General features: G+C 69.0%; 19 protein-coding genes. 12 read left to right on the top strand and 7 right to left on the bottom strand.

Annotated features, from left to right (window positions below):
* Position 1: 1 nt before the first annotated feature.
* The 3 genes from BrevBR_RS05970 to BrevBR_RS05960 all read right to left on the bottom strand — a co-directional run bounded on the left by BrevBR_RS05970 (position 2) and on the right by BrevBR_RS05960 (position 2,807).
* Complete coding sequence (locus tag BrevBR_RS05970) at positions 2–481, bottom strand: hypothetical protein (protein WP_332641328.1); 480 nt, start codon at positions 479–481, stop codon at positions 2–4.
* 99 nt (positions 482–580) lie between these two features.
* A complete protein-coding gene (locus BrevBR_RS05965) occupies positions 581–2,044 on the bottom strand; it encodes a sensor histidine kinase (protein ID WP_332641329.1) in 1,464 nt (487 codons plus the stop codon).
* A gap of 40 nt (positions 2,045–2,084) precedes the next feature.
* Complete coding sequence (locus BrevBR_RS05960; RefSeq protein ID WP_340000288.1) at positions 2,085–2,807, bottom strand: TVP38/TMEM64 family protein; 723 nt, start codon at positions 2,805–2,807, stop codon at positions 2,085–2,087.
* A 119-nt stretch (positions 2,808–2,926) separates the two neighbouring features.
* On the opposite strand from BrevBR_RS05960, the gene rpmH reads away from it, so the two are divergent.
* The 5 genes from rpmH to BrevBR_RS05935 all read left to right on the top strand — a co-directional run bounded on the left by rpmH (position 2,927) and on the right by BrevBR_RS05935 (position 7,123).
* Positions 2,927–3,061, top strand: coding sequence for a 50S ribosomal protein L34 (gene rpmH, locus BrevBR_RS05955; protein ID WP_003164000.1), 135 nt, complete (start codon positions 2,927–2,929; stop codon positions 3,059–3,061).
* Between the two features lie 26 nt (positions 3,062–3,087).
* On the top strand, positions 3,088–3,489 hold the full coding sequence (rnpA, locus tag BrevBR_RS05950) for a ribonuclease P protein component (RefSeq protein ID WP_340000287.1): 402 nt from the start codon (positions 3,088–3,090) through the stop codon (positions 3,487–3,489).
* A gap of 5 nt (positions 3,490–3,494) precedes the next feature.
* Positions 3,495–5,294: a membrane protein insertase YidC gene (yidC, locus tag BrevBR_RS05945; RefSeq protein WP_332641332.1), complete on the top strand. Its 1,800-nt coding sequence runs from the start codon at positions 3,495–3,497 to the stop codon at positions 5,292–5,294.
* A gap of 1 nt (position 5,295) precedes the next feature.
* The gene (gene yihA, locus BrevBR_RS05940) at positions 5,296–5,937 is read left to right on the top strand and encodes a ribosome biogenesis GTP-binding protein YihA/YsxC (RefSeq protein WP_340000286.1); all 642 of its coding nucleotides are present in this window, start codon (positions 5,296–5,298) and stop codon (positions 5,935–5,937) included.
* A gap of 217 nt (positions 5,938–6,154) precedes the next feature.
* Positions 6,155–7,123: an alpha/beta fold hydrolase gene (locus BrevBR_RS05935; RefSeq protein ID WP_340000284.1), complete on the top strand. Its 969-nt coding sequence runs from the start codon at positions 6,155–6,157 to the stop codon at positions 7,121–7,123.
* Here the strand turns inward: BrevBR_RS05935 and BrevBR_RS05930 are convergent.
* The gene (locus BrevBR_RS05930) at positions 7,120–8,106 is read right to left on the bottom strand and encodes an LLM class flavin-dependent oxidoreductase (RefSeq protein WP_340000283.1); all 987 of its coding nucleotides are present in this window, start codon (positions 8,104–8,106) and stop codon (positions 7,120–7,122) included. The two genes, BrevBR_RS05935 and BrevBR_RS05930, sit on opposite strands and share 4 nt — an antisense overlap.
* Positions 8,107–8,206: 100 nt before the next feature.
* Between BrevBR_RS05930 and BrevBR_RS05925 the strand changes: the two genes are divergently transcribed.
* A complete protein-coding gene (locus BrevBR_RS05925) occupies positions 8,207–9,565 on the top strand; it encodes an alpha/beta hydrolase family protein (protein WP_340000282.1) in 1,359 nt (452 codons plus the stop codon).
* Positions 9,566–9,568: 3 nt separating this feature from the next.
* Here BrevBR_RS05925 and BrevBR_RS05920 read toward each other — a convergent pair whose 3' ends face one another.
* Genes BrevBR_RS05920 through BrevBR_RS05910 form a run of 3 tightly spaced genes read right to left on the bottom strand, consistent with a single transcriptional unit; the run spans position 9,569 to position 11,997 of the window.
* Complete coding sequence (locus BrevBR_RS05920) at positions 9,569–10,507, bottom strand: pirin family protein (protein WP_340000281.1); 939 nt, start codon at positions 10,505–10,507, stop codon at positions 9,569–9,571.
* Positions 10,504–11,484 (bottom strand): hypothetical protein, encoded by a 981-nt coding sequence (locus BrevBR_RS05915; protein ID WP_340000280.1) that lies wholly within the window; start codon positions 11,482–11,484, stop codon positions 10,504–10,506. The genes BrevBR_RS05920 and BrevBR_RS05915 overlap by 4 nt, the downstream gene beginning before the upstream one ends.
* A gap of 24 nt (positions 11,485–11,508) precedes the next feature.
* Entirely contained in the window at positions 11,509–11,997 is a 489-nt protein-coding gene (locus tag BrevBR_RS05910) for an Lrp/AsnC family transcriptional regulator (protein ID WP_332641340.1), read from the bottom strand.
* A 168-nt stretch (positions 11,998–12,165) separates the two neighbouring features.
* Between BrevBR_RS05910 and BrevBR_RS05905 the strand changes: the two genes are divergently transcribed.
* The 6 genes from BrevBR_RS05905 (at position 12,166) to BrevBR_RS05880 (ending at position 19,337) form a co-directional block, all read left to right on the top strand.
* Positions 12,166–13,377 (top strand): thiamine pyrophosphate-dependent enzyme, encoded by a 1,212-nt coding sequence (locus tag BrevBR_RS05905; protein ID WP_340000279.1) that lies wholly within the window; start codon positions 12,166–12,168, stop codon positions 13,375–13,377.
* 2 nt (positions 13,378–13,379) lie between these two features.
* Positions 13,380–14,516 carry an alpha-ketoacid dehydrogenase subunit beta gene (locus BrevBR_RS05900; RefSeq protein WP_340000278.1) on the top strand — a complete coding sequence of 379 codons (1,137 nt, stop codon included), beginning with the start codon at positions 13,380–13,382 and terminating at the stop codon, positions 14,514–14,516.
* Between the two features lies 1 nt (position 14,517).
* The gene (locus tag BrevBR_RS05895) at positions 14,518–16,218 is read left to right on the top strand and encodes a 2-oxo acid dehydrogenase subunit E2 (protein WP_340000277.1); all 1,701 of its coding nucleotides are present in this window, start codon (positions 14,518–14,520) and stop codon (positions 16,216–16,218) included.
* Positions 16,219–16,223: 5 nt separating this feature from the next.
* On the top strand, positions 16,224–17,621 hold the full coding sequence (gene lpdA, locus BrevBR_RS05890) for a dihydrolipoyl dehydrogenase (RefSeq protein WP_340000276.1): 1,398 nt from the start codon (positions 16,224–16,226) through the stop codon (positions 17,619–17,621).
* Between the two features lie 57 nt (positions 17,622–17,678).
* The gene (locus tag BrevBR_RS05885; RefSeq protein WP_340000275.1) at positions 17,679–18,203 is read left to right on the top strand and encodes a hypothetical protein; all 525 of its coding nucleotides are present in this window, start codon (positions 17,679–17,681) and stop codon (positions 18,201–18,203) included.
* Between the two features lie 66 nt (positions 18,204–18,269).
* On the top strand, positions 18,270–19,337 hold the full coding sequence (locus tag BrevBR_RS05880) for a substrate-binding domain-containing protein (RefSeq protein WP_332641346.1): 1,068 nt from the start codon (positions 18,270–18,272) through the stop codon (positions 19,335–19,337).
* Positions 19,338–19,373: the final 36 nt, after the last annotated feature.

Genomic DNA, 19,373 nt, shown 5'->3' with positions numbered 1-19,373 from the left:
TTCAGTATTTTGCCGGCGGGGCGGTGATGCAGACGCGGCGGGCCCGTTCGCAGGCCGCGACCTCGGCCTCCCAGGCGGCGCGAGCCCGCTCATAGGCCGCAGCCGCCGCGTTGGAGGCGGCCAGATCCGCCTCATACTGGGCGCGCTGGGTCTCCAGCCGGGCGGTCTCCTCGCGCCATTGGGCGCTCTGCCGTTCGAACGTGGCCGCGCTCTCGGCCTCGGCCCGTTCTGCGGCGGCGTTGCGCGCGGCGATCTCGGCATTCAGCCGGATCGTTTCGGCGACCTCGGCCGGGTTCTGTTCGGAGTCCGGTGCGGCGCTGTAGCTTTCGCCGCGCTGGCGCAGCCATTCCTCGGACCCGGCGGGCGCGGCCGACGTCTGAACCTTGGCCGAGACCGTCGTCTGCGGCGCGGTGGTCTGGGCCAGCACGGGCGCAGCGGCCAGTAGAAGGGCGCCGGCGGCTGCGAGAACGAGGCGGGTCATCTGAATGCTCCTTGGGAGAGTAGGCGTTGCCGTGAAGCTGGACGGTTTCAGGGCGTTCCGCCACACATAACGCCGGTCGCGCGATTTGGAGCCGCAGGGTTAATGCGGCAGGCGCAGTTCGAAGGTGGTGCCCGTCGGGCCCGTCTCCACCAGCGTCAGTTCCCCGCCGTGGCTGGCCGCCAGCTCGCGCGAAATGGCCAGACCCAGGCCGGCGCCGTCCGAGGCCCGGCCGCTGACGAAGGGCTCGAACAGACTTTCGGACAGGCGCGGCGGAATGCCGGGGCCGTCGTCCGCGATCCGGATGACGCAGTCGCCGTCGTCGCCCGAGGCCGTGACCCGCACCACGCCCTTGCGGCCGGTGCGCCGGGTGGCGTCGCCCTCGATGGCCTGACGGGCGTTGCGCATCAGATTGACGAGAATCCGGTGCAGCTGGTCGGGGTCGGCGTGCACGGCGAAACGGGCGGGCAGGGCTTTGGTCAGGCGCACGCCTTCGGCGGTCAGACCCGCATCCTCGGCCGCAGCGGCGATAGCGGGGGCGAGGGCGATACGGACCCGCTGCGGCGGCGGCTCCTCGCTCTTGCCGTACTCCAGCACATTGCGGGACAGGGCGGCGGCGCGCCCCAAGGCTCGCTCCAGACGGGGCAGGACCCTGGCGACCTCCGGATCGGGGGAATCGGCCAGCCTCTCGGATGCGAGCTGGGCCGAGGTCAGCATGTTGCGCAGGTCGTGATTGATCTTGGCCACCGCCTCGCCCAGCGCCACCAGCCGGGCGCGGGAGCGCAGGGAGACGCGCACCTCCTCCTGCATCCGCGCCAGTTCCCGCTCGACCCGGCCGATCTCGTCGTGCCGGTCGCTGGGGGGATCGCCGGCGGCCTCGGGCTCCAGGGCGAAATGCTCGATGGAGCGGGTGACGCGCCGCAGGGGCTGAAGCACCAGAAACGCCAGACCGCCGTACAGCAATCCCCCCGCCACCAGCGAGATCAGCAGCGACATCAGCAGGCTGTTGAGCAGGAAGGCCCGCAGCTCCAGCTTCAGCGGCTGGGCGGGAGCCAGAATCTCGATGAAGTCGCCCGAGCGGTAGCGCGGCCGCGCCTGGACCCGGATCGAGCGGTCCGGGTGGCCGAACAGGGTGCGCCACGGGTCGATGGTCCGGGCCACGGGCCGGCGCTGGCGCAGATCGATCAGATCGGGCGTACGCGGCAGGTTCGGGGCCTGCAGCAGCAGCCGCCGCACCCCCTGATCGCCGACGACCACGGCCTGCACGCCGCCGATGGCCAGCAGCTGTTCCGCCGTCTCGTCCTCGACCGCCGAATAGGGCAGGGCCTCGACCCCGACCGAGGCCAGTTCGGCCGACTGCAGCCGGTCCAGCAGCCAGCGCTCGTGGAAGCTGGCGGCGCTGGGGGCGATGATCAGGATCTCGACCACCACGGTGAAGACGAAGGTCAGCAGCAGCAGACGCCAGGCCAGGGCGTCGGGCGCGTGAAACTTCAGCCGCTCGCGCCAGTCGGCCGGCACGCGCAGCGCCTGCCGGACGTCGCTCAGCAAGGGCCGGAAGCGGTTCATGCGCCGCCTAACGCAAAGCCGGGGCCAAAAGCTGCGCCGTTCATGCGACCGCCCTTCGGCCGAGCGCCCTCTGCAGCCCCTTGAGGCCGAAGGGCAGGACCACCGCCAGTACGAACACCCCCGCCATCGGCGCCCAGAACTGGCCGAACAGGGCCTGGAAGTCCGGGTTTGGATTGGTCATCAGCAGTTCGTTCAGCCGCGCCCCGATCCAGCAATAGATGATGTGGGCCGGCAGCAGGCCGATCACGGTCGCGATCGTATAGGGCCCCAGCCGCACGGACATGATCCCCGCCGCGATATTGATCATGTGGAAGGGCACCACCACAGCCAGCCGCGAGGCCAGAACATACCAGAAGGTGTCCCGGTCGATGGCGTCGCAGACCTTCTTCATCAGGCCGAGGTCGCGGGCGGCCTTGCGCCTCAACGCCTCGCCCAGCGCGGTCCGGGCGACGGCGTAGACGATCAGGGCTCCGGCCGTGGCGGCGATCGAGGTCGACACCCCGCCCACCCATGGTCCGAACAGATAGCCCGCGGTGATGGTGACGAAGAAGACCCCCGGCACCACGCTGGCCGTCAGGACGGCGAAGACCGCCATCAGGATCAGCAGGCACAATATGTAGTTGGCGTCCTTGAAGGCGTGGAATTCCGCCCCGTGATCGCGGATGGTGTCCAGCGACAGATAGCGGTTCCACCCCATGGCGAAGATCAGGGCGATGACGCCGGCCAGTACGATCAGAGGCGCAAAGCGTTTGAACCGGTTCATTCTCTCTCCGCCGAGGGGCCGTTGGCGTTGACAGTTCAGGCCCTGTCTCTTATACGCCCGCCCTTCCCGCGACGGACGCCTTTCCGCCGCTCATTTGTTTTCAGTCCCAGGAGCCGAACGTGAAGCGGACCTATCAGCCGTCGCGACTCGTGCGCAAGCGCCGTCACGGCTTCCGTTCGCGGATGGCCACCAAGAACGGACAGAAGATCGTTGCGCGCCGCCGCGCCAAGGGCCGCAAGCGCCTGACGGCCTAAGTCGTCCGGCGCCTGTGCTCGGGCGCATGGCCGAACTCTTCAAAATCGAACGCATGACTTCGCGGCCCCAGTTTCTGGCGGCCGCGAAGGGCGTTTCAGAGGCCCGCGGCGCCGTGGTCGTACAGCGGCTGGACCGCGGCGACGACAGGTCCGTGGTGCGGCTGGGCTTCACCGCCACGCGCAAGGTCGGCAACGCCGTGATCCGCAACCGCGCCAAACGCCGCCTCAGGGAGGCGGCCCGGGCCATGGCCCCCCTGTTGGCGGTCCCCGGCAGCGACTATGTCTTCGTCGCCCGCGCGGGCACGGCCGACCGTCCCTGGGACCGTCTGCTTGACGATGTGAAATCGGCGCTTACAAGGCTCGCGACCCCGCGGCCGGCGCCCAGGACGGCGCCCACGACGTCCGCTAACGCCGGCCAGGATTCCTGATCTCCATGCCTCCTCAAGACAACAGCCGAAACACGATCCTCTTTGTCGTGATCGCGGGCATCATGTTGCTGGCCTACAGCTATTTCGTGATGCAGCCCCAGGCCGAGCGCCGCAAGGCCGCCCAGCAGGCCGCCGTCGCCGAACAGACGGCCGGCGCGCCGGTCGTCGCGACCGCTCCCGGATCCGTCGTCTTCACCACCGACCGCACCGTCGCCCTCGCGCGCGGCGGGGCCCGTGTGCCGATCAAGACCGGCACCGTCACCGGCTCGCTGTCCCTGCGCGGCGCCCGGATCGACGATCTGTTCCTGACCCGCTACCAGGAGACGCTGGACCCCGACTCGCCCGCCGTCGAACTGTTCCGCCCCGAGGGCATGCGCCACGCCTATCAGGCCCAGTTCGGCTGGAACGGCCCCAACGTCCCCGGCGGCGTGCCCGGGCCGCAGACGCCCTGGCGTCTGACCGAGGGCGCGACCCTGACGCCGACGACGCCGGTCACCCTGACCTGGGACAACGGCGCCGGCCTGCGCTTCACGCGCCGCATCGCCGTCGACGACCAGTATCTGTTCACCGTCACGGACACGGTCGCCAACTTCAGCGCCCAGCCGATCGCCATCGCGCCCTGGGGCCGGATTGAACGGCAAGGCGTGCCGAGCACCCTCGGGACCAACCAGATCCTGCACGAGGGCGGCATCGGCACCTTCGGCTCGGACGGCAAATACACGACCGAACAGCTGAAATACAAAGGCTGGGCCAAGAAGCCGGTGCAGGAACATACGTCCACCGGCGGCTGGATGGGCATCACCGACAAATACTGGCTGGCTGCCCTGATCCCACAGCAGGACGAACGCATCCAGGCCGCCTTCCGCGTCACCGACGCCGCCCACGCCGACATCCACTCGGCCACCATGCTGGGGGAGACCCACACGATCGCGCCGGGCCGCCAGATCACCGAGACCCAGCGCCTGTTCGCCGGCGCCAAGCGCAACGAGATCCTGTCCGGCTATGAGAAGGAGCTCGGCCTGCCGCGCTTCATCTATGCGATCGACTGGGGCTTCCTGTTCTTCCTGACCCGCCCGATCTTCCTGCTGATCGAGTTCTTCTACGGCATCCTCGGAAACTTCGGCCTAGCCATCCTGTGCCTGACCCTGACCGTGCGCCTGATCATGTTCCCGCTGGCCAACAAGAGCTACGAGAGCATGTCCAAGATGCGGACCCTCCAGCCCAAGATGGAGGAACTGAAGAAGAAACACCCGGACGATCCCGCCAAACAGCAGCAGGAGCTGATGGCGCTGTATCAGAGGGAGAAGATCAACCCGCTGGCGGGCTGTCTGCCCCTGCTGCTGCAGATTCCGGTCTTCTACGCCGTCTACAAGATGCTGTTCGTGACCATCGAGATGCGGCACGCGCCCTTCTTCGGCTGGATCCGCGATCTGTCGGCGGCCGATCCCTCGACCCTCTGGAACCTGTACGGCCTGATCCCGTGGGACCCGGCGTCGGCCCCGCTGATCGGCGGCTATCTGACCGGCACCTTCGCGCTGAGCATCCTGGCCATCTTCTACGGCCTGACCATGTGGCTTCAGATGGCCATGAGTCCCCCCGCGCCGGATCCGATGCAGCGCCGCATCTTCCAGTTCATGCCGATCGTCTTCACCTTCATCATGGCCACCTTCCCGGCCGGCCTGCTGATCTACTGGGCCTGGTCCAACATCCTGACCATCATCCAGCAGTATGTGATCATGCACCGCCTGAAGGCCGAGAACCCGATCGACACCTTCATCGAGCGGCTGAAGAAGGCGAAGGCCTGAGTTGGACGATTTCACCCCGGAAGAACTGGAGCAGGGGCGCATCCTGTTCGCGCGCCCCGCGACCTTCGTCATGGGGTGCGCCAAGATCGAGCAGCTGCCCGATCCGGATCTGCCCGAGGTCGCCTTCGCCGGCCGTTCCAATGTGGGCAAGTCCAGCCTGATCAATGGCCTCGTCGGCATGCACAAATTGGCCCGGGCCTCGAACGAGCCGGGCCGCACGCGCGAGGTCAATTTCTTCGATCTGGACGGCAAGATGCGGCTGGTCGACCTGCCCGGCTACGGCTGGGCCAAGGCGTCCAAGGCGACGGTGAAGAAATTCCAGGACCTGGGGCGCGACTATCTGCGCGGGCGGGTCACGCTGAAGCGGGTCTATCTGCTGATCGATTCCCGCCACGGCCTGAAGAAGGTCGACGACGAGGCGCTGGATGCGCTGGACCTGGCCGCGGTCAGCTACCAGATCATCCTGACCAAGGCCGACAAGCTGAAGAAGGGCGAGGCCGAGAAGGTCCAGGCCGCGACGCTGAAAGCCATCTCCAAACGCCCGGCCGCCTATCCGGCGGTGATCGTCACCTCGGCGGAGAAGGGGGACGGCATGCCCGAACTGCGCGCCGAGATCATGCGCACCACGGGCGTCGAGCTCTAGAGTTCCACCGCCCTTCCACCCGTCATCCTCGGGCTTGACCCGAGGATCAGACCATCCGGTGCTCTCTGGAAGGCCGGGCCCACGGTCGAAGGGCCGCCCCTGCCGCACAGCTCGCCACCGCATATGATCCTCGGGTCGAGCCCGAGGATGACGGAGGCGGAGAGGGGGCGAAACCAATCCGCTTGCGCGTTTTCCTGCGGGATGATCCGGTGACGCCATGCAGTCGCGCCACATTCAGACCGACGGCCTGACCCAGCAGATCCTCGAAGCCGGCTCCGGCCCGCTGGTTCTGCTCATCCACGGCTTTCCGGAGCTGGGGGTCAGCTGGCGCGCGCAGGTGCAGGCCCTGGCCGAGGCCGGCTTCCACGCCGTCGCGCCGGACATGCGCGGCTATGGCGGGACCGACAAGCCGACCGAAACCAATGACTACTCCATCCTCCATCTCGTCGGCGACATGGTCGATCTGGTCCGCGCGCTGGGCGAGACGTCCTGCGTGGTGATCGGCCATGACTGGGGCGCACCGGTGGCGTGGCATTGCGCCCTGACGCGGCCCGACGTCTTCCGAGCCGTCTTCGGCCTGTCGGTGCCCTTCCAGCCCCGCCGGCCCAGGGGGCCGCCGACCGCGGCCATGGCGGCGATCTCGAAACGTCTCGGGCTGGGCGACCTCTACATCAGCCGCTTTCAGGCCGCCGACGCCCATGACGTGTTTGACGCCGACCCGGCTACGGCCCTGCGCAAGATGTTCTTCGCCTATGACGGCGCCACGCCCGACGGCCGACAGTCGACCGGCTTCATCCCCGAGGACCGGAGCTTCATCTCCACCGTCCCCGATGACGCCTCCCTGCCGCCATGGATGAGCCCGGAGCATTTCGGGGAGTATGTCGAGGCCTTCGCGGCCGGCGGCTTCAAGGGACCGCTGGACTGGTACCGCAACCTCGACCGCAACTGGTCCCTGACGGCCCATCTGCAGGACGCCCGCATCCGCGTGCCCGCCGCCTTCGTGGTCGGCGAACGCGATCCGGTGCGCCACTATGCGGGCGCGCACGAGGCCGGGCTCAAGGAACAGGCGCCCGATCTGCGGATGCAGGTGGTGATCCCGGGCGCCGGCCACTGGATCCAGCAGGAGCGGCCCGACGAGGTGAACCGGCTGTTGCTGGGGTTCCTGAGGACGCCGGGCGTGATCTAGAGCCCCGCCACCGCCTCGGCGGTGATCTCCAGACTGCGGATCCGGTCGTGGATATCGAACACCATGCCGGTGACCATCACCTCGTCGACGCCGGTCTGGTCCACGAAGGCCGCCAGTTTGTCGTGCACCGTCTCGCGCCCGCCGATCGCTGCATAGGTGAGCCGGCTCTGCACCGCGGCCAGCTGGCGGGCGTCCAGCACGGCCGTGATGTCGTCCACCGGCGGCTTCACCCGTCCCGGCTTGCCCGTGACCACGGCCGCGAACGCCTGCTGCATCGAGGTCGACAGCCGCTCCGCCGCCGCGTCGTCCTCGGCGGCGAACACATTGATCGCCGCCATCGCATACGGCTCGGCAAGCGCCTTCGACGGCCGGAAGCCGGCGCGATAGGTCTGCAGCGCCTGCATCAGCAGTTCGGGCGCGAAATGGCTGGCGAAGGCGAAGGGCAGTCCTAGGTGGGCGGCCAGCTCGGCGCTGAACAGGCTGGAGCCCAGCAGCCAGATCGGGGTTTTCGCCCCGGCGCCGGGCCAGGCCGTCACGCGCTGCCCCTCGACCGGATCGTCGAGGAAGGCCTGCAGTTCCATCACGTCGCGCGGGAACTGGTCGGCGGCCTCGAAATAGCGGCGCAGCGCGCGGGCCGTCTCTCCGTCCGTGCCGGGCGCCCGGCCGAGGCCCAGGTCGATCCGGCCCGGATACAGCGCCTCCAGCGTGCCGAACTGTTCGGCGATCACCAGCGGCGCATGGTTGGGCAGCATGACCCCGCCCGAGCCGACGCGGATGCGCTGCGTCGCCCCGGCGACCTGGCCGATCACCACCGCGGTCGCCGCGCTGGCGATGCCGGGCATGTTGTGGTGCTCGGCCACCCAGAACCGCCTGAACCCCAGCCGGTCGGCGGCCTGGGCGAAGGCGGTGGTTTCCAGCAGCGCCCGGCGGGCGTCCCCGCCCTCGACGATGGGCGACAGGTCGAGAACTGAGAATGCGGTCATGCCTCGCCAGATCGTGTCTGCGCGTTGCGATTCAAGACCCGCCCGGTTGGCGCGCCCGCCTCCTGCCCATAATGTCGGCGGACATTTCCGGGGGACCGACATGACATTGCTCGCCGCCTTCTCCATCGCCGTGGTTGCCCCGGTCCAGGCCGCCGCGCCGGCCCCCGATCTGGCGGGCGTCTGGGAGGGACGGATCAGCGCCGGCGGTCAGTCCATACGCATCGTCTTCCGCGTCGACGCCGCCGGTAACGCCGTCATGGACAGCCCGGACCAGGGGGCCCGGAATATCGCCGTCGACCGTCCGACCATCGAAGGCGGCGTCGTCCGCTTCGTCGTTCCGGTCATCGGCGGCCGGTTCGAGGGTGCGCGATCCGGGGACGGCCAGATCCTGACCGGCGCCCTCTCACAGGGCGGCGCGACCCTGCCGCTGGTCCTGACCCGCACCGCGGCGACGGCGACCCTCGCCGCCCGCCCCCAGACCCCGGCGCCGCCCTTCCCCTACCGCATCGAACCCGTCGCCTTCGACAATCCCGCCGCGCCGGGGGTGCGGCTGGCCGGAACCCTGACCCTGCCCGAAGGCGCCGGCCCTTTCCCCGCCGCCATCCTGATCACCGGCACGGGCCCGCAGGATCGCGACGAGACGATCGAGGGGCACAAATCCTTCGCCATCTGGGCGGACGCCCTGACGCGCCACGGCGTTGCCGTGCTGCGCTACGACGACCGGGGCGTCGCAGGCTCGACGGGGAATTTCGGCGCGGCGACCCAGAACGATTTCGCATCCGATGTGAAGGCCGCCTTCGACTGGCTGTCCGCGCGGGCCGACATCGACCGGTCGCGCATCGGCCTGATCGGCCACAGCGAGGGCGCCACCTTCGCGCCCCTGGCCATGCAGGACGGCGCCTCTGCGGCGTGGCTGGTCATGCTGGCCGGGCCGGCGGTTTCGGGCGGCGAGATCATCCAGGAACAGCAGCGGCGGATCGCCGTCGCCGCCGGCATGGCGCCTGGAGAGGTCGAGCGCAGCAACGCGCTCCAGCGGCGTGCGGTCGCCGCCGTCGCCGACAACGCGGCGGACCCCGAAGCGGTCCGGCGCGCCGTCGAGGCGCTGCTTCTGGCCGAAGGCAGACCGCCCGCGGACGCCGCCCGGAACGCGGCGGTGATGTCCAGCGACTGGTACCGGGGCATGATCGTGCATGACCCGGCGGAGTCGATCCGCACGATCCGCGTCCCCCTGCTGGCCGTCTATGGCGGCAAGGACGTCCAGGTGCCCGCCGACCAGAACGGACCCGCCGTCGCACGGCTGAAGCCCGACGCCGAGGTGGTTGTGCTGCCCGGCCTGAACCATCTGTTCCAGCCCGCCGCGACCGGCCTGATGGCCGAATACGGACAGATCGAGACCACGCTGGACCCGTCCGTCATCCGGACCGTCGTCGACTGGGTCGTCGCCCGCTCCGGGCTGTAGGTCTCAGACCGGGTGCGTCGGCTCCGGCTTGACAGGAGCCGGCGCCGGCTCGGGCGTCGAGGGCACGTCGGGCAGGGGGATGAACTCGACCGCGTCCTCGCTGGGCAGGGCCATGCGTCCGGCCTTCCAGTCGGCCTTGGCCTGGTCGATCCGCTCCTGTTTCGAGTGGACGAAATTCCACCAGATGATCCGCGGCCCGACCGGCTCGCCGCCCATGACCATGACGGTCGAGGGTTTCAGCGCCTTGATGGTCGGCTCGGCCGTCGGCTCCAGAATGACCATCTGGCCCTCGTGGAAGGCGCGGTCCCCGACCTCGATCTCGCCCTTGGCCACATACAGCGCCCGTTCCGAATAACCGCCCGCGCCCTTGCCCGGCGGCGGCGCGGTGCGCACGCCTTCGGCCAGTTCCCAATGGACGTAGAACAGCGGCGACGACACCGGGGCGCCGGCCTTGGCGCCATAGGCCTCGCCCGCCACAAGCCGCGCGAACAGACCCTGGTTCTCATAGGCCGGCTGGTCCGCCTCGCCGTGGTGGTGGAAGCGTGGATCGGTCTCCTCGGACTCCTCCGGCAGGGCGATCCAGGCCTGCATGCCGTGCATCGGTCCGCCCGTCGATCGCTTCAGCGGATCGGTCCGTTCGGAGTGGACGATGCCCTTGCCGGCGGTCATCCAGTTGACCTCGCCGGGACGGATGGCCTGGGTCGCGCCGGTGTTGTCCCGGTGCATGATTTCGCCCTCGAACAGATAGGTCAGGGTCGACAGGCCGATGTGCGGATGCGGGCGGACATTGATTGCCTCGGACCCGGGCGCGAACTCGGCCGGCCCCATCTGGTCCAGGAAGATGAAGGGCCCGACCATCCGCCGCGCGTGGAAGGGCAGGACGCGGCCGACCTCGAACCCGCCCAGGTCCTTGCGGCGCGCGTCGATCACCATCTCGATCATGGTCGGGTCTCCGGAATGAGGGACAGGCGGCTGACCACGGCGGGCGCCGGCTCAGCGGAATTCGGGCGGCCGTCGGGACCAAAGTCGGTCCATTGGCTGCGCGAGACGAAGATCAGCGTATCGCCTTCGACGAAGCCGGTGGTCGGCTCCTCCAGCGGCGGCCCTTCGAGCAAGGGCTCCCGCGCCGTGATCGCTGACCAGTCCGCGTTCAGGGTCAGGCGCAGCACGCGGTGGGCGCGGGTGCCGTTCTGGATGGCGATGATCCGGTCGCCGTACCGCGCCAGACCGTCGATGCCGCGCAACTCGGCGCCTTCGGGACCCGGCAGGGGCGTCGACGGGACGGTGGTGAAATCGCGGGCGGCATAGCCTTCGGACAGGTCGATGCGGTGCAGACCGCTGCTGTAGTCCGCGAACACGAGCCAGCGCCCGTCCGCCGACACGGCCATGCCTTGCGGCGAGGCGCGGCCGGCCAGGATTGCGAGCGGCTGGGGGTTCGCCCCGCCGGGCCGGAGCGCCAGAATGCGCTGGCCTCTGGAGTCGGCGACGAAGACGGTCCCGTCCGGGCCGAGCGCCACGTCGCCGTATGCATGCTCCAGTCCTTCGGCCGCGAAGCCGGCGCGGACGGCCCCGGTGGCGGCGTCGATCTGGAGCAGTTCGGCCGGCCGGTCGTCCTGTTCGTCGGCGGGCGAGGGCGACGAGGCGACCCACAGAACGCCCCGCGCCGGATCGGCGGCGAGGCCGAACATCGCCTGACGACCCTCGGGACCGAACGGCGACAGGGTCCCGTCGGCGCCGACGCGCATCAGCCGGCCCTTGTGGATGGACGAAACGATCAGCGCTCCGGCGGGCCCGCGCGCCACGCTCTCGATCAGCAGCGGCTCGGATGGCGTGGCGACAAGGGTTTCAGGCGCCTGCGCGGACGCCGCCCCGGCGCTGAACGCCAGAACCAGTCCCGCTGCTGCTGCAACTATCCGCATGCCGTCTCCCCGGAGGAAACGGCACTATCCGACGTGCGGGGTGACTATGCCAAGGGGCAGGGCGGTCACATTCTTCACGCCGCGCGTGACGATATGGCTCTCGCAGTCCGAGACGATGCCGAGGCTGAGCAGCTTCAGACGCAGGAACTGATCGAAGGCGTGCATGTCGGAGGTGATGATCCGCAGCACATAGTCCTCGCGCCCGGTGATGGTGGCGCACTGCACGACCTCGGGCCACTGGGCCACGGCGGCCTCGAAGGCGTCGAGGTTTTCGGTCGAGGGCAGGCTCAGCTTGACGATGGCGTAGACCTCGAAGTCCAGGCCCAGCTTGGTCGCGTCCAGCAGGGTCACCCGCTTGCGGATGAAGCCCGTATCCTCCAGCCTCTTGATCCGCCGCCAGCACGGTGAGGCGGACAAACCGACCCGATCCGCCACCTCGGCCACCGACAGTCCGGCGTCCTGCTGCAGGATGTCCAGAATTCGGGCGTCGACGGGATCCAGATCGTCAGCCAAGGCGTTTCTCCTGATTGTCCTCTTGCGCAATAAAATACCGCTAAACCGGCTAAGGCAAGGTCGAAATCGAGCGAGCCTTGTCTTACGCCTCGTGCTAATTGCGCCCCAGGAAACGCGGTCGGATCAACCGGACGGCAGGACGGAATGAAGAAGCCCAATAGCCAAGCCTTGTCTTTGCGCGTGCCGGAGCCTTCGGGCCGGCCGGGCGACCCCACGGATTTCAGCCATCTGCTGATGGACCCGGCGGGCGTCGTGGAACGTCCCGAGGTCTCGACAACGCCGTTCGACATGCGCGACCACGCCTTCCGGCTGATCCGCGTCCTCAACGACGACGGCAAGGCCGTCGGCCCGTGGAACCCGAAGCTGGACGCCGAGACCCTCCGTCGGGGTCTCAAGGCCATGATCCTGACGCGCGCTTTCGACGACCGGATGCATCGCGCCCACCGTCAGGGCAAAACCAGCTTCTACATGAAATGCACGGGCGAGGAGGCCATCGCCGTCGCCCAGGGCATGATCCTGTCCCGCGAGGACATGGGCTTCCCCACCTACCGCCAGCAGGGCCTGCTGATCGCGCGCGGCTACCCGCTCGCGACCATGATGAACCAGATCTATTCGAACGCCTCGGATCCGATCAAAGGGCGCCAGCTGCCGATCATGTATTCGGCGAAGGACTATGGTTTCTTCACCATTTCGGGCAACCTCGGCACCCAGGTCCCGCAGGCCGTCGGCTGGGCCATGGCCAGCGCCTACAAGGGCGACGACAAGATCGCCATCACCTGGATCGGCGACGGCGCCACGGCCGAGGGCGACTTCCACAACGCCCTGACCTTCGCCGCCGTCTACCGCGCCCCGGTCATCCTCAATATCGTCAACAACCAGTGGGCCATCTCCTCCTTCCAGGGCATCGCCGGCGGGCTCGAGACCACCTTCGCCTCCAAGGCCATCGGCTACGGCCTGCCTGCGCTGCGGGTGGACGGCAACGACTTCCTCGCCGTCTGGGCCGCGACCCAGTGGGCCGAGGAGCGCGCCCGCTCCAACCAGGGCGCGACGGTCATCGAGCTGTTCACCTACCGCGGCGCCCCGCACTCGACCTCCGACGATCCCAGCCGCTACCGCCCGGCCGACGAGCACGACAAATGGCCGCTGGGCGATCCGATCGCCCGGCTGAAACAGCATCTGATCGCCCTCGGCGAATGGTCCGATGATCAGCAGACGGCCGCCGAGGCCGAGGCCGTCGAACAGGTCCGCGCCGCCGGCAAGGAGTCGGAGGCCATCGGCACCCTGGGCCAGTCGCGCCCCTCGGTGAAGACCATGTTCGAAGAGGTCTATGCGACCGAGGACTGGCGCATCACCGAACAGCGCCGCGAGGTGGGGGTCTGACCATGAGCGAGCAAACCACCTTCACCGAATCCGACCGCACCGACGGCATCGAGCCGGACATGGTCGACCAGAACCACGCCCCGAAGTCGGAGGCGCCGGCCAACGGCGCCCAGCCCTCGATCATTCCGATGAACATGATCCAGGCCTTGAACTCGGCCATCGACATCAAGATGACCGAGGACCCCAACGTCCTCAGCTTCGGCGAGGACGCGGGTTATTTCGGCGGCGTCTTCCGCGTCACCGACCAGCTGCAGCAGAAGCACGGCCTGACCCGCAGCTTCGACGCACCGATCAGCGAATGCGGCATCGTCGCCGCGGCCATCGGCATGGGCGCCTACGGCCTGCGCCCCGTCGTCGAGATCCAGTTCGCCGACTACATCTACCCGGCCTACGACCAGATCGTCTCCGAAGCCGCCAAGCTGCGCTATCGCTCGGCCGGCCAGTTCACCAGCCCGATCACGGTGCGCTCGCCCTATGGCGGCGGCATCTTCGGCGGCCAGACGCACAGCCAGTCGCCCGAGAGCCTTTTCACCCATATCGCGGGCCTCAAGGTCGTCATCCCGTCCAACCCCTATGACGCCAAAGGCCTGCTGACCGCGGCGATCGAGGACGACGACCCGGTCATCTTCTTCGAGCCCAAACGCCTCTACAACGGCCCCTTCGACGGCTGGCACCAGAAGCCGGTGTCGCCCTGGAAGGCCCAGGACCTGGCCCAGGTTCCGACCGGCAAATATGTCGAGCCGATCGGCAAGGCGCGGGTGATGAAGGAGGGCGCCGACGTCACCATCCTGGCCTACGGGACCATGGTCTGGGTCAGCCTCGCGGGCGCCGAGCACGCCGGGGTCGACGCCGAGGTCATCGACCTGCGCACCCTCGTGCCGCTCGACATCGAGACCATCGAGGCCTCGGTGAAGAAGACCGGCCGCTGCGTCATCGTCCACGAGGCCCCGAAAACGTCCGGGTTCGGCGGCGAGCTGTCGGCCCTGGTGCAGGAGCGCTGCTTCTACCACCTCGAGGCGCCGATCGCCCGCGTCACCGGCTGGGACACCCCCTATCCCCACGCCTTCGAGTGGGAATATTTCCCCGGTCCGGAACGGGTCGCCACGGCCCTGAAGTCCGTCATGTCGGGAGGCCGCTGAGATGGGTCGCTACGTCTTCAAACTGCCCGACGTGGGCGAGGGCACGGCCGAGGCCGAACTGGTCGGCTGGCACGTCAAGGTCGGCGACATGGTCGCCGAGGACCAGATCATCGCCGACATCATGACCGACAAGGCCACGGTGGAGCTGACTTCGCCGGTCGCCGGCAAGGTGCTGGCGGCGCACGGGGAGCCCGGCCAGCAGCTGGCCGTCGGCTCGCCGCTGGTCGAGTTCGAGGTCGAGGGGACGGGGAATGCGTCCGCGGAAACCGCTCCCCCCTCGAACCCTGCTCCGCAGGCTTCGGTCCCCCCGGAAGGGGGACAATCGCCCGTTTCCGAGTCTCCCCCCACCGGGGGGAGTACCGGCGAAGCCGGGGAGGGGGGCCAATCCGCAGCCGCCGGCGCCAACTACGTCTTCAAACTGCCCGACGTGGGCGAAGGCACCGCCGAGGCCGAACTGGTCGGCTGGCACGTCAAGGTCGGCGACACGGTCGCGGAAGACCAGATCATCGCCGACGTCATGACCGACAAGGCCACCGTCGAACTGACTTCGCCGGTCGCCGGAACGGTCGTCGCCCTGCACGGCGACGCGGGCCAGCAGATCGCCGTGGGCGGGCCGCTGGTCAGCTTCCAGGTCGAGGGCAAGGGCAATCAGGCGGCCGCGCCTGCCCCGGCCCCCTCCACCGCTTCGCGGTCCCCCTCCCCCGATGGGGGAGGAATGGAGGCGCCGACGCCGACCGCTCCCAAATCTCCCCCCGTCGGGGGGAGTACCCGCGAAGCGGGGGAGGGGGGCCAGGCCCGCACCCTCTCCGACCGCAACCAGCGCCCGCTCGCCTCCCCCGCCGTGCGCCAGCGCGCCCGAGACCTGGGCGTCGAGCTGCAGTTCGTCCCCGGCTCCGGACCCGCCGGCCGCATCGAGCACGGCGACCTCGACGCGTACGTCGCCTCCGGCTCGCACGGATCGTCCGCCTCCGGATCATCGGCGTCCTCGACCTATGCGAAGGCCGAGGGAACCACCGAAATCCGCATCATCGGCCTGCGCCGCAAGATCGCGGAGAAGATGGCCGAGAGCGTCCGCCGCATCCCGCACATCACCTATGTCGAGGAGATCGACGTCACGGCGCTGGAGGAGCTTCGCGCCCACCTCAACGCCAATCGCAAGGACGGCCAGCCCAAGCTGAACGTCCTGCCCTTCCTCGCCCGCGCCATGGTCGTGGCCCTGCGCGACCAGCCGATCATCAACAGCCACTACGACGACGAGGGCGGCGTCCTGACCACCCACGCCGCCGTCCACCTGGGCATCGCCGCCCAGACGCCGAACGGCCTGATGGTCCCCGTGGTCCGCCACGCCGAGGCCCGCGACCCGTACGACACGGCGGCCGAGATCGCCCGCGTCTCCTCCGCCGCCAAGTCCGGCAAGGCCAGCCGCGAGGAGCTCTCCGGCTCGACCATCACCATCACCTCGCTGGGCACGCTGGGCGGCGTCGTCCACACCCCGATCATCAACCACCCCGAGGTCGCCATCGTCGGCCCCAACAAGATCCAGGAGCGGGTGGTGGTGAAGGACGGCCAGATGGTCGTGCGCAAGATGATGAACCTGTCCTCCAGCTTCGATCACCGCATCGTCGACGGCCATGACGCGGCGGTCTTCGTGCAACGGATCAAGGGGCTGCTGGAGCATCCCGCGACCCTCTGGATGACCTGAGAACCATGGCTGAAACGATCAAGACCAAAGTCCTCATCATCGGCGCCGGAACCGGCGGCTATGTCGCCGGCATCCGCTGCGGCCAGCTGGGGCTCGACACCATCCTCGTCGACGGCGGCGACGGCCTCGGCGGCACCTGCCTGAACGTCGGCTGCATCCCGTCCAAGGCCATTATCCACGCCGCCTCGAAATTCGAGACGGTCAGCAAGGCCGCCGCCGGCGGCACGCTCGGCATCACCGCGTCCAAGCCCGCCATCGACCTGGCCCAGACCACGGCGTGGAAGGACGGGATCGTCCGCAAGCTGAACGCCGGCGTGGCGGGCCTGCTGAAGAAGGCGAAGGTCAAGGTCGTCAACGGCTGGGCCGAGTTCTCGGACGCGAAGACCTGCACGGTGAAAACCGCCGACGGCGACATCGTCATCAGCGCTGAACACGTCATCCTCGCCACCGGCTCCGAGCCGGTCGAACTGCCCTTCCTGCCCTTCGGCGGCGACGTCATCTCCTCGACCGAGGCCCTGTCCCTGTCGGCGGTGCCGAAGAAGCTGGTGGTGGTCGGCGGCGGCTATATCGGGCTGGAGCTCGGCATCGCCTTCCGCAAACTGGGGGCCGAAGTCGCCATCGTCGAAATGGCCGACCGCCTGCTGCCGCTCTACGACAAGGCCCTGACCGATCCGGTCGCCAAATGGCTGGAGAAGCACGGCGTCGAACTGCACCTCGGCGCCAAGGCCGGGTCGTTCGATAAGGGCGCGCTCAACGTCACCGGCAAGGACGGTGCCGCCCTCAAGCTCAAGGCCGACAAGGTCCTCGTCACCGTCGGCCGAAAGCCCCGCACCCAGGGCTGGGGCCTCGAAAACATGGGCGTCGCCATGGCCGGTCCGTTCGTGAAGATCGACGACCGCTGCGCCACCTCGATGAAGAACGTCTGGGCCGTCGGCGACCTGACCGGCGAACCCATGCTGGCCCACAAGGGCTCGGCCCAGGGCGAGATCGTCGCCGAGATCATCGCCGGCCACGACAAACGCTTCGACCCCGTCACCATCGCCGCCGTCTGTTTCACCGAGCCCGAGATCGTCTCCGCCGGCCTCGGCCCGCAGGACGTCGAGGGCCGCGACGATGTGATCACGGCCGTCTTCCCGCTGATGGCCATCGGCCGCGCCCTGGCGCTGGAGGCCGGCGACGACGGCGGCTTCGTCCGCGTGCTGGCGTCGAAGACCGATCACCGGCTGCTGGGCCTCCAGGCCGTCGGCCAGCATGTCTCGGAACTGTCCAACAGCTTCGCCCAGATGCTGGAGATGGGCGCGGTGCTCGAGGATGTGGCCGGAACCATCCACGTCCACCCCACCATGGGCGAGGCCTTCCACGAGGCGTCGCTGCGCGCCCTGGGGCACGCCATCCACATATAACCGGGTTCGACATTGTCCGTGGACGGGGTAGTGTCTCCGTCCACCGGGGGGCGGGCCATGAAGATTTTCACACGCGTCGTTGCACTGACCGCAGCCGCCGCCATGGCCGGATGCGCCTCTCATCCGCGTGGCTTCGCCCCGGTGATGTCCCGGCTCCCGGCGGATCAGGCGGCCTTCGAAACAGCCTTCAACGTCTGCAGCGCCGAGGTCGCGGCCGGACGCCGCGAGAGCTTCCGCTCGGGCCGGGGCGGGTCGGCGGCGGGCGGCATGGCCATCGGCGGGGCGGCGGCGATCGCCACGGGAGCCTCGGCGGCGTCCGGGGCCGGCATGCTGGCCGGCACGGCGGCGGGGGCGGGTCTGGCCATCGGCCTGGTGGTGTTCGCCCCCCTGGCGATCATCGGCGTGTCGTATATCCAGCGCGCCAACAAGGAACGCGAGATCCAGACCGCCATGACCACCTGTCTGGCCGAGGAAGGCTATATCGTCGACGACTGGCGCGTGTCCGAACGCGGCGCGACCGGACCGTCCTCGCCGACGCGCCCCGCCGCCGTCGCTCCGGCCGTCGCCGAACCGTCACGATAGCGTCGGCCTCTCCGTCACAAACCTCTGGTCTAAGCGCCTCACCTTGGCTTTGTCCGGAGACTGACGATGACCCGCACCCTTCTCGCCGCCGCCTCGGCGATCGCCCTTCTGGCCGTCGCCGGCTGCGGCAACGACCAGTCCGCCGGAAACCAGACCGCCCGCGCCGGCATCTGGGCCGCGGGCTCCTCGACCGTCTTCCCCTTCGCCACCCGCGTGGCCGAGAATTTCGCCCGCGCCTCGGGCGGCGCCGCGCCGCGCGTCGAATCGCTGGGCACCGGCGGCGGCATCCAGGCCTTCTGCCAGGGCGTCGGTCCGAACACCCCTGACATCGCCAACGCCTCGCGGCCGATGAAGGCCTCCGAGTTCGAACTGTGCCGGACCAACGGCGTCACCGACATCGTCGAGATCAAGATCGGCTTCGACGGCATCGTCATCGCTACGGCCCGTACCGGGACCAGCTTCAACTTCCGCCTCCAGGACCTGTACACCGGCCTGGCCAAGGAGGTTCCGGGCGCCGGCGGGGCCTTCGTCGCCAATCCGGCCACGACCTGGAACCAGGTCAATCCGGCTCTGCCGAACCAGCGCATCCAGGTCTATGGCCCGCCGCCCACCTCGGGCACCCGCGACGCCTTCCTTGAGCTGGGCATGGCGCCCGGCGCCGAACTGATCCCGGCCCTGAAGGCGATCAAGGACGCCGACGGCGACCGCTTCGAGACCCTGGCCCACACCCTGCGCGAGGATAACGCCTGGGTGGACTCCGGCGAGAACGACAACGCCATCGTCCAGACCCTCAGCCGCACCCCCGGCTCGCTGGGCGTGTTCGGCTTCTCCTTCCTCGAGCAGAACATGGACACGGTGAAGGCCGAGACGATCGACGGCGTCGCCCCTTCGGCCGAGACCATCGCCGACGGCTCCTATCCGCTGGCCCGCAGCCTCTACATCTATGTGAAGAAGCAGCATGTCGGCGTGACGCCGGGGCTGGAGCAGTTCGTGGCCGAATTCATGTCCGAGGCCTCGGCCGGCCGCGGCGGCTATCTGCAGGACCGCGGCCTGGTGCCGCTGCCGGCCGATCAGCTGGCCGCCCAGCGCACCATCGCCACGGCCATGACGCCGATGACCGCTCCGGCGAAATAGCTTTGGCGTCTCCTCCCTGTCGGCGAAGCCGATGGG

The sequence above is a fragment of the Brevundimonas sp. BR2-1 genome, assembly GCF_037626195.1.
GTDB lineage: Bacteria > Pseudomonadota > Alphaproteobacteria > Caulobacterales > Caulobacteraceae > Brevundimonas.
The sequence above is the reverse complement of the archived record's forward strand: the minus strand, read 5'-3'. Positions and strand labels throughout refer to the sequence as shown.

Coding starts and splice junctions, on each gene's coding strand:
- BrevBR_RS05895 (WP_340000277.1), top strand. CDS start 14,518: ATGGGTCGCTACGTCTTCAAACTGCCCGACGTGGGCGAGGGCACGGCC.
- BrevBR_RS05970 (WP_332641328.1), bottom strand. CDS start 481: ATGACCCGCCTCGTTCTCGCAGCCGCCGGCGCCCTTCTACTGGCCGCT.
- BrevBR_RS05925 (WP_340000282.1), top strand. CDS start 8,207: ATGACATTGCTCGCCGCCTTCTCCATCGCCGTGGTTGCCCCGGTCCAG.
- rnpA (WP_340000287.1), top strand. CDS start 3,088: ATGGCCGAACTCTTCAAAATCGAACGCATGACTTCGCGGCCCCAGTTT.
- BrevBR_RS05930 (WP_340000283.1), bottom strand. CDS start 8,106: ATGACCGCATTCTCAGTTCTCGACCTGTCGCCCATCGTCGAGGGCGGG.
- BrevBR_RS05920 (WP_340000281.1), bottom strand. CDS start 10,507: ATGATCGAGATGGTGATCGACGCGCGCCGCAAGGACCTGGGCGGGTTC.
- BrevBR_RS05900 (WP_340000278.1), top strand. CDS start 13,380: ATGAGCGAGCAAACCACCTTCACCGAATCCGACCGCACCGACGGCATC.
- BrevBR_RS05880 (WP_332641346.1), top strand. CDS start 18,270: ATGACCCGCACCCTTCTCGCCGCCGCCTCGGCGATCGCCCTTCTGGCC.
- lpdA (WP_340000276.1), top strand. CDS start 16,224: ATGGCTGAAACGATCAAGACCAAAGTCCTCATCATCGGCGCCGGAACC.
- BrevBR_RS05885 (WP_340000275.1), top strand. CDS start 17,679: ATGAAGATTTTCACACGCGTCGTTGCACTGACCGCAGCCGCCGCCATG.
- BrevBR_RS05960 (WP_340000288.1), bottom strand. CDS start 2,807: ATGAACCGGTTCAAACGCTTTGCGCCTCTGATCGTACTGGCCGGCGTC.
- BrevBR_RS05965 (WP_332641329.1), bottom strand. CDS start 2,044: ATGAACCGCTTCCGGCCCTTGCTGAGCGACGTCCGGCAGGCGCTGCGC.
- yidC (WP_332641332.1), top strand. CDS start 3,495: ATGCCTCCTCAAGACAACAGCCGAAACACGATCCTCTTTGTCGTGATC.
- BrevBR_RS05935 (WP_340000284.1), top strand. CDS start 6,155: ATGCAGTCGCGCCACATTCAGACCGACGGCCTGACCCAGCAGATCCTC.
- BrevBR_RS05915 (WP_340000280.1), bottom strand. CDS start 11,484: ATGCGGATAGTTGCAGCAGCAGCGGGACTGGTTCTGGCGTTCAGCGCC.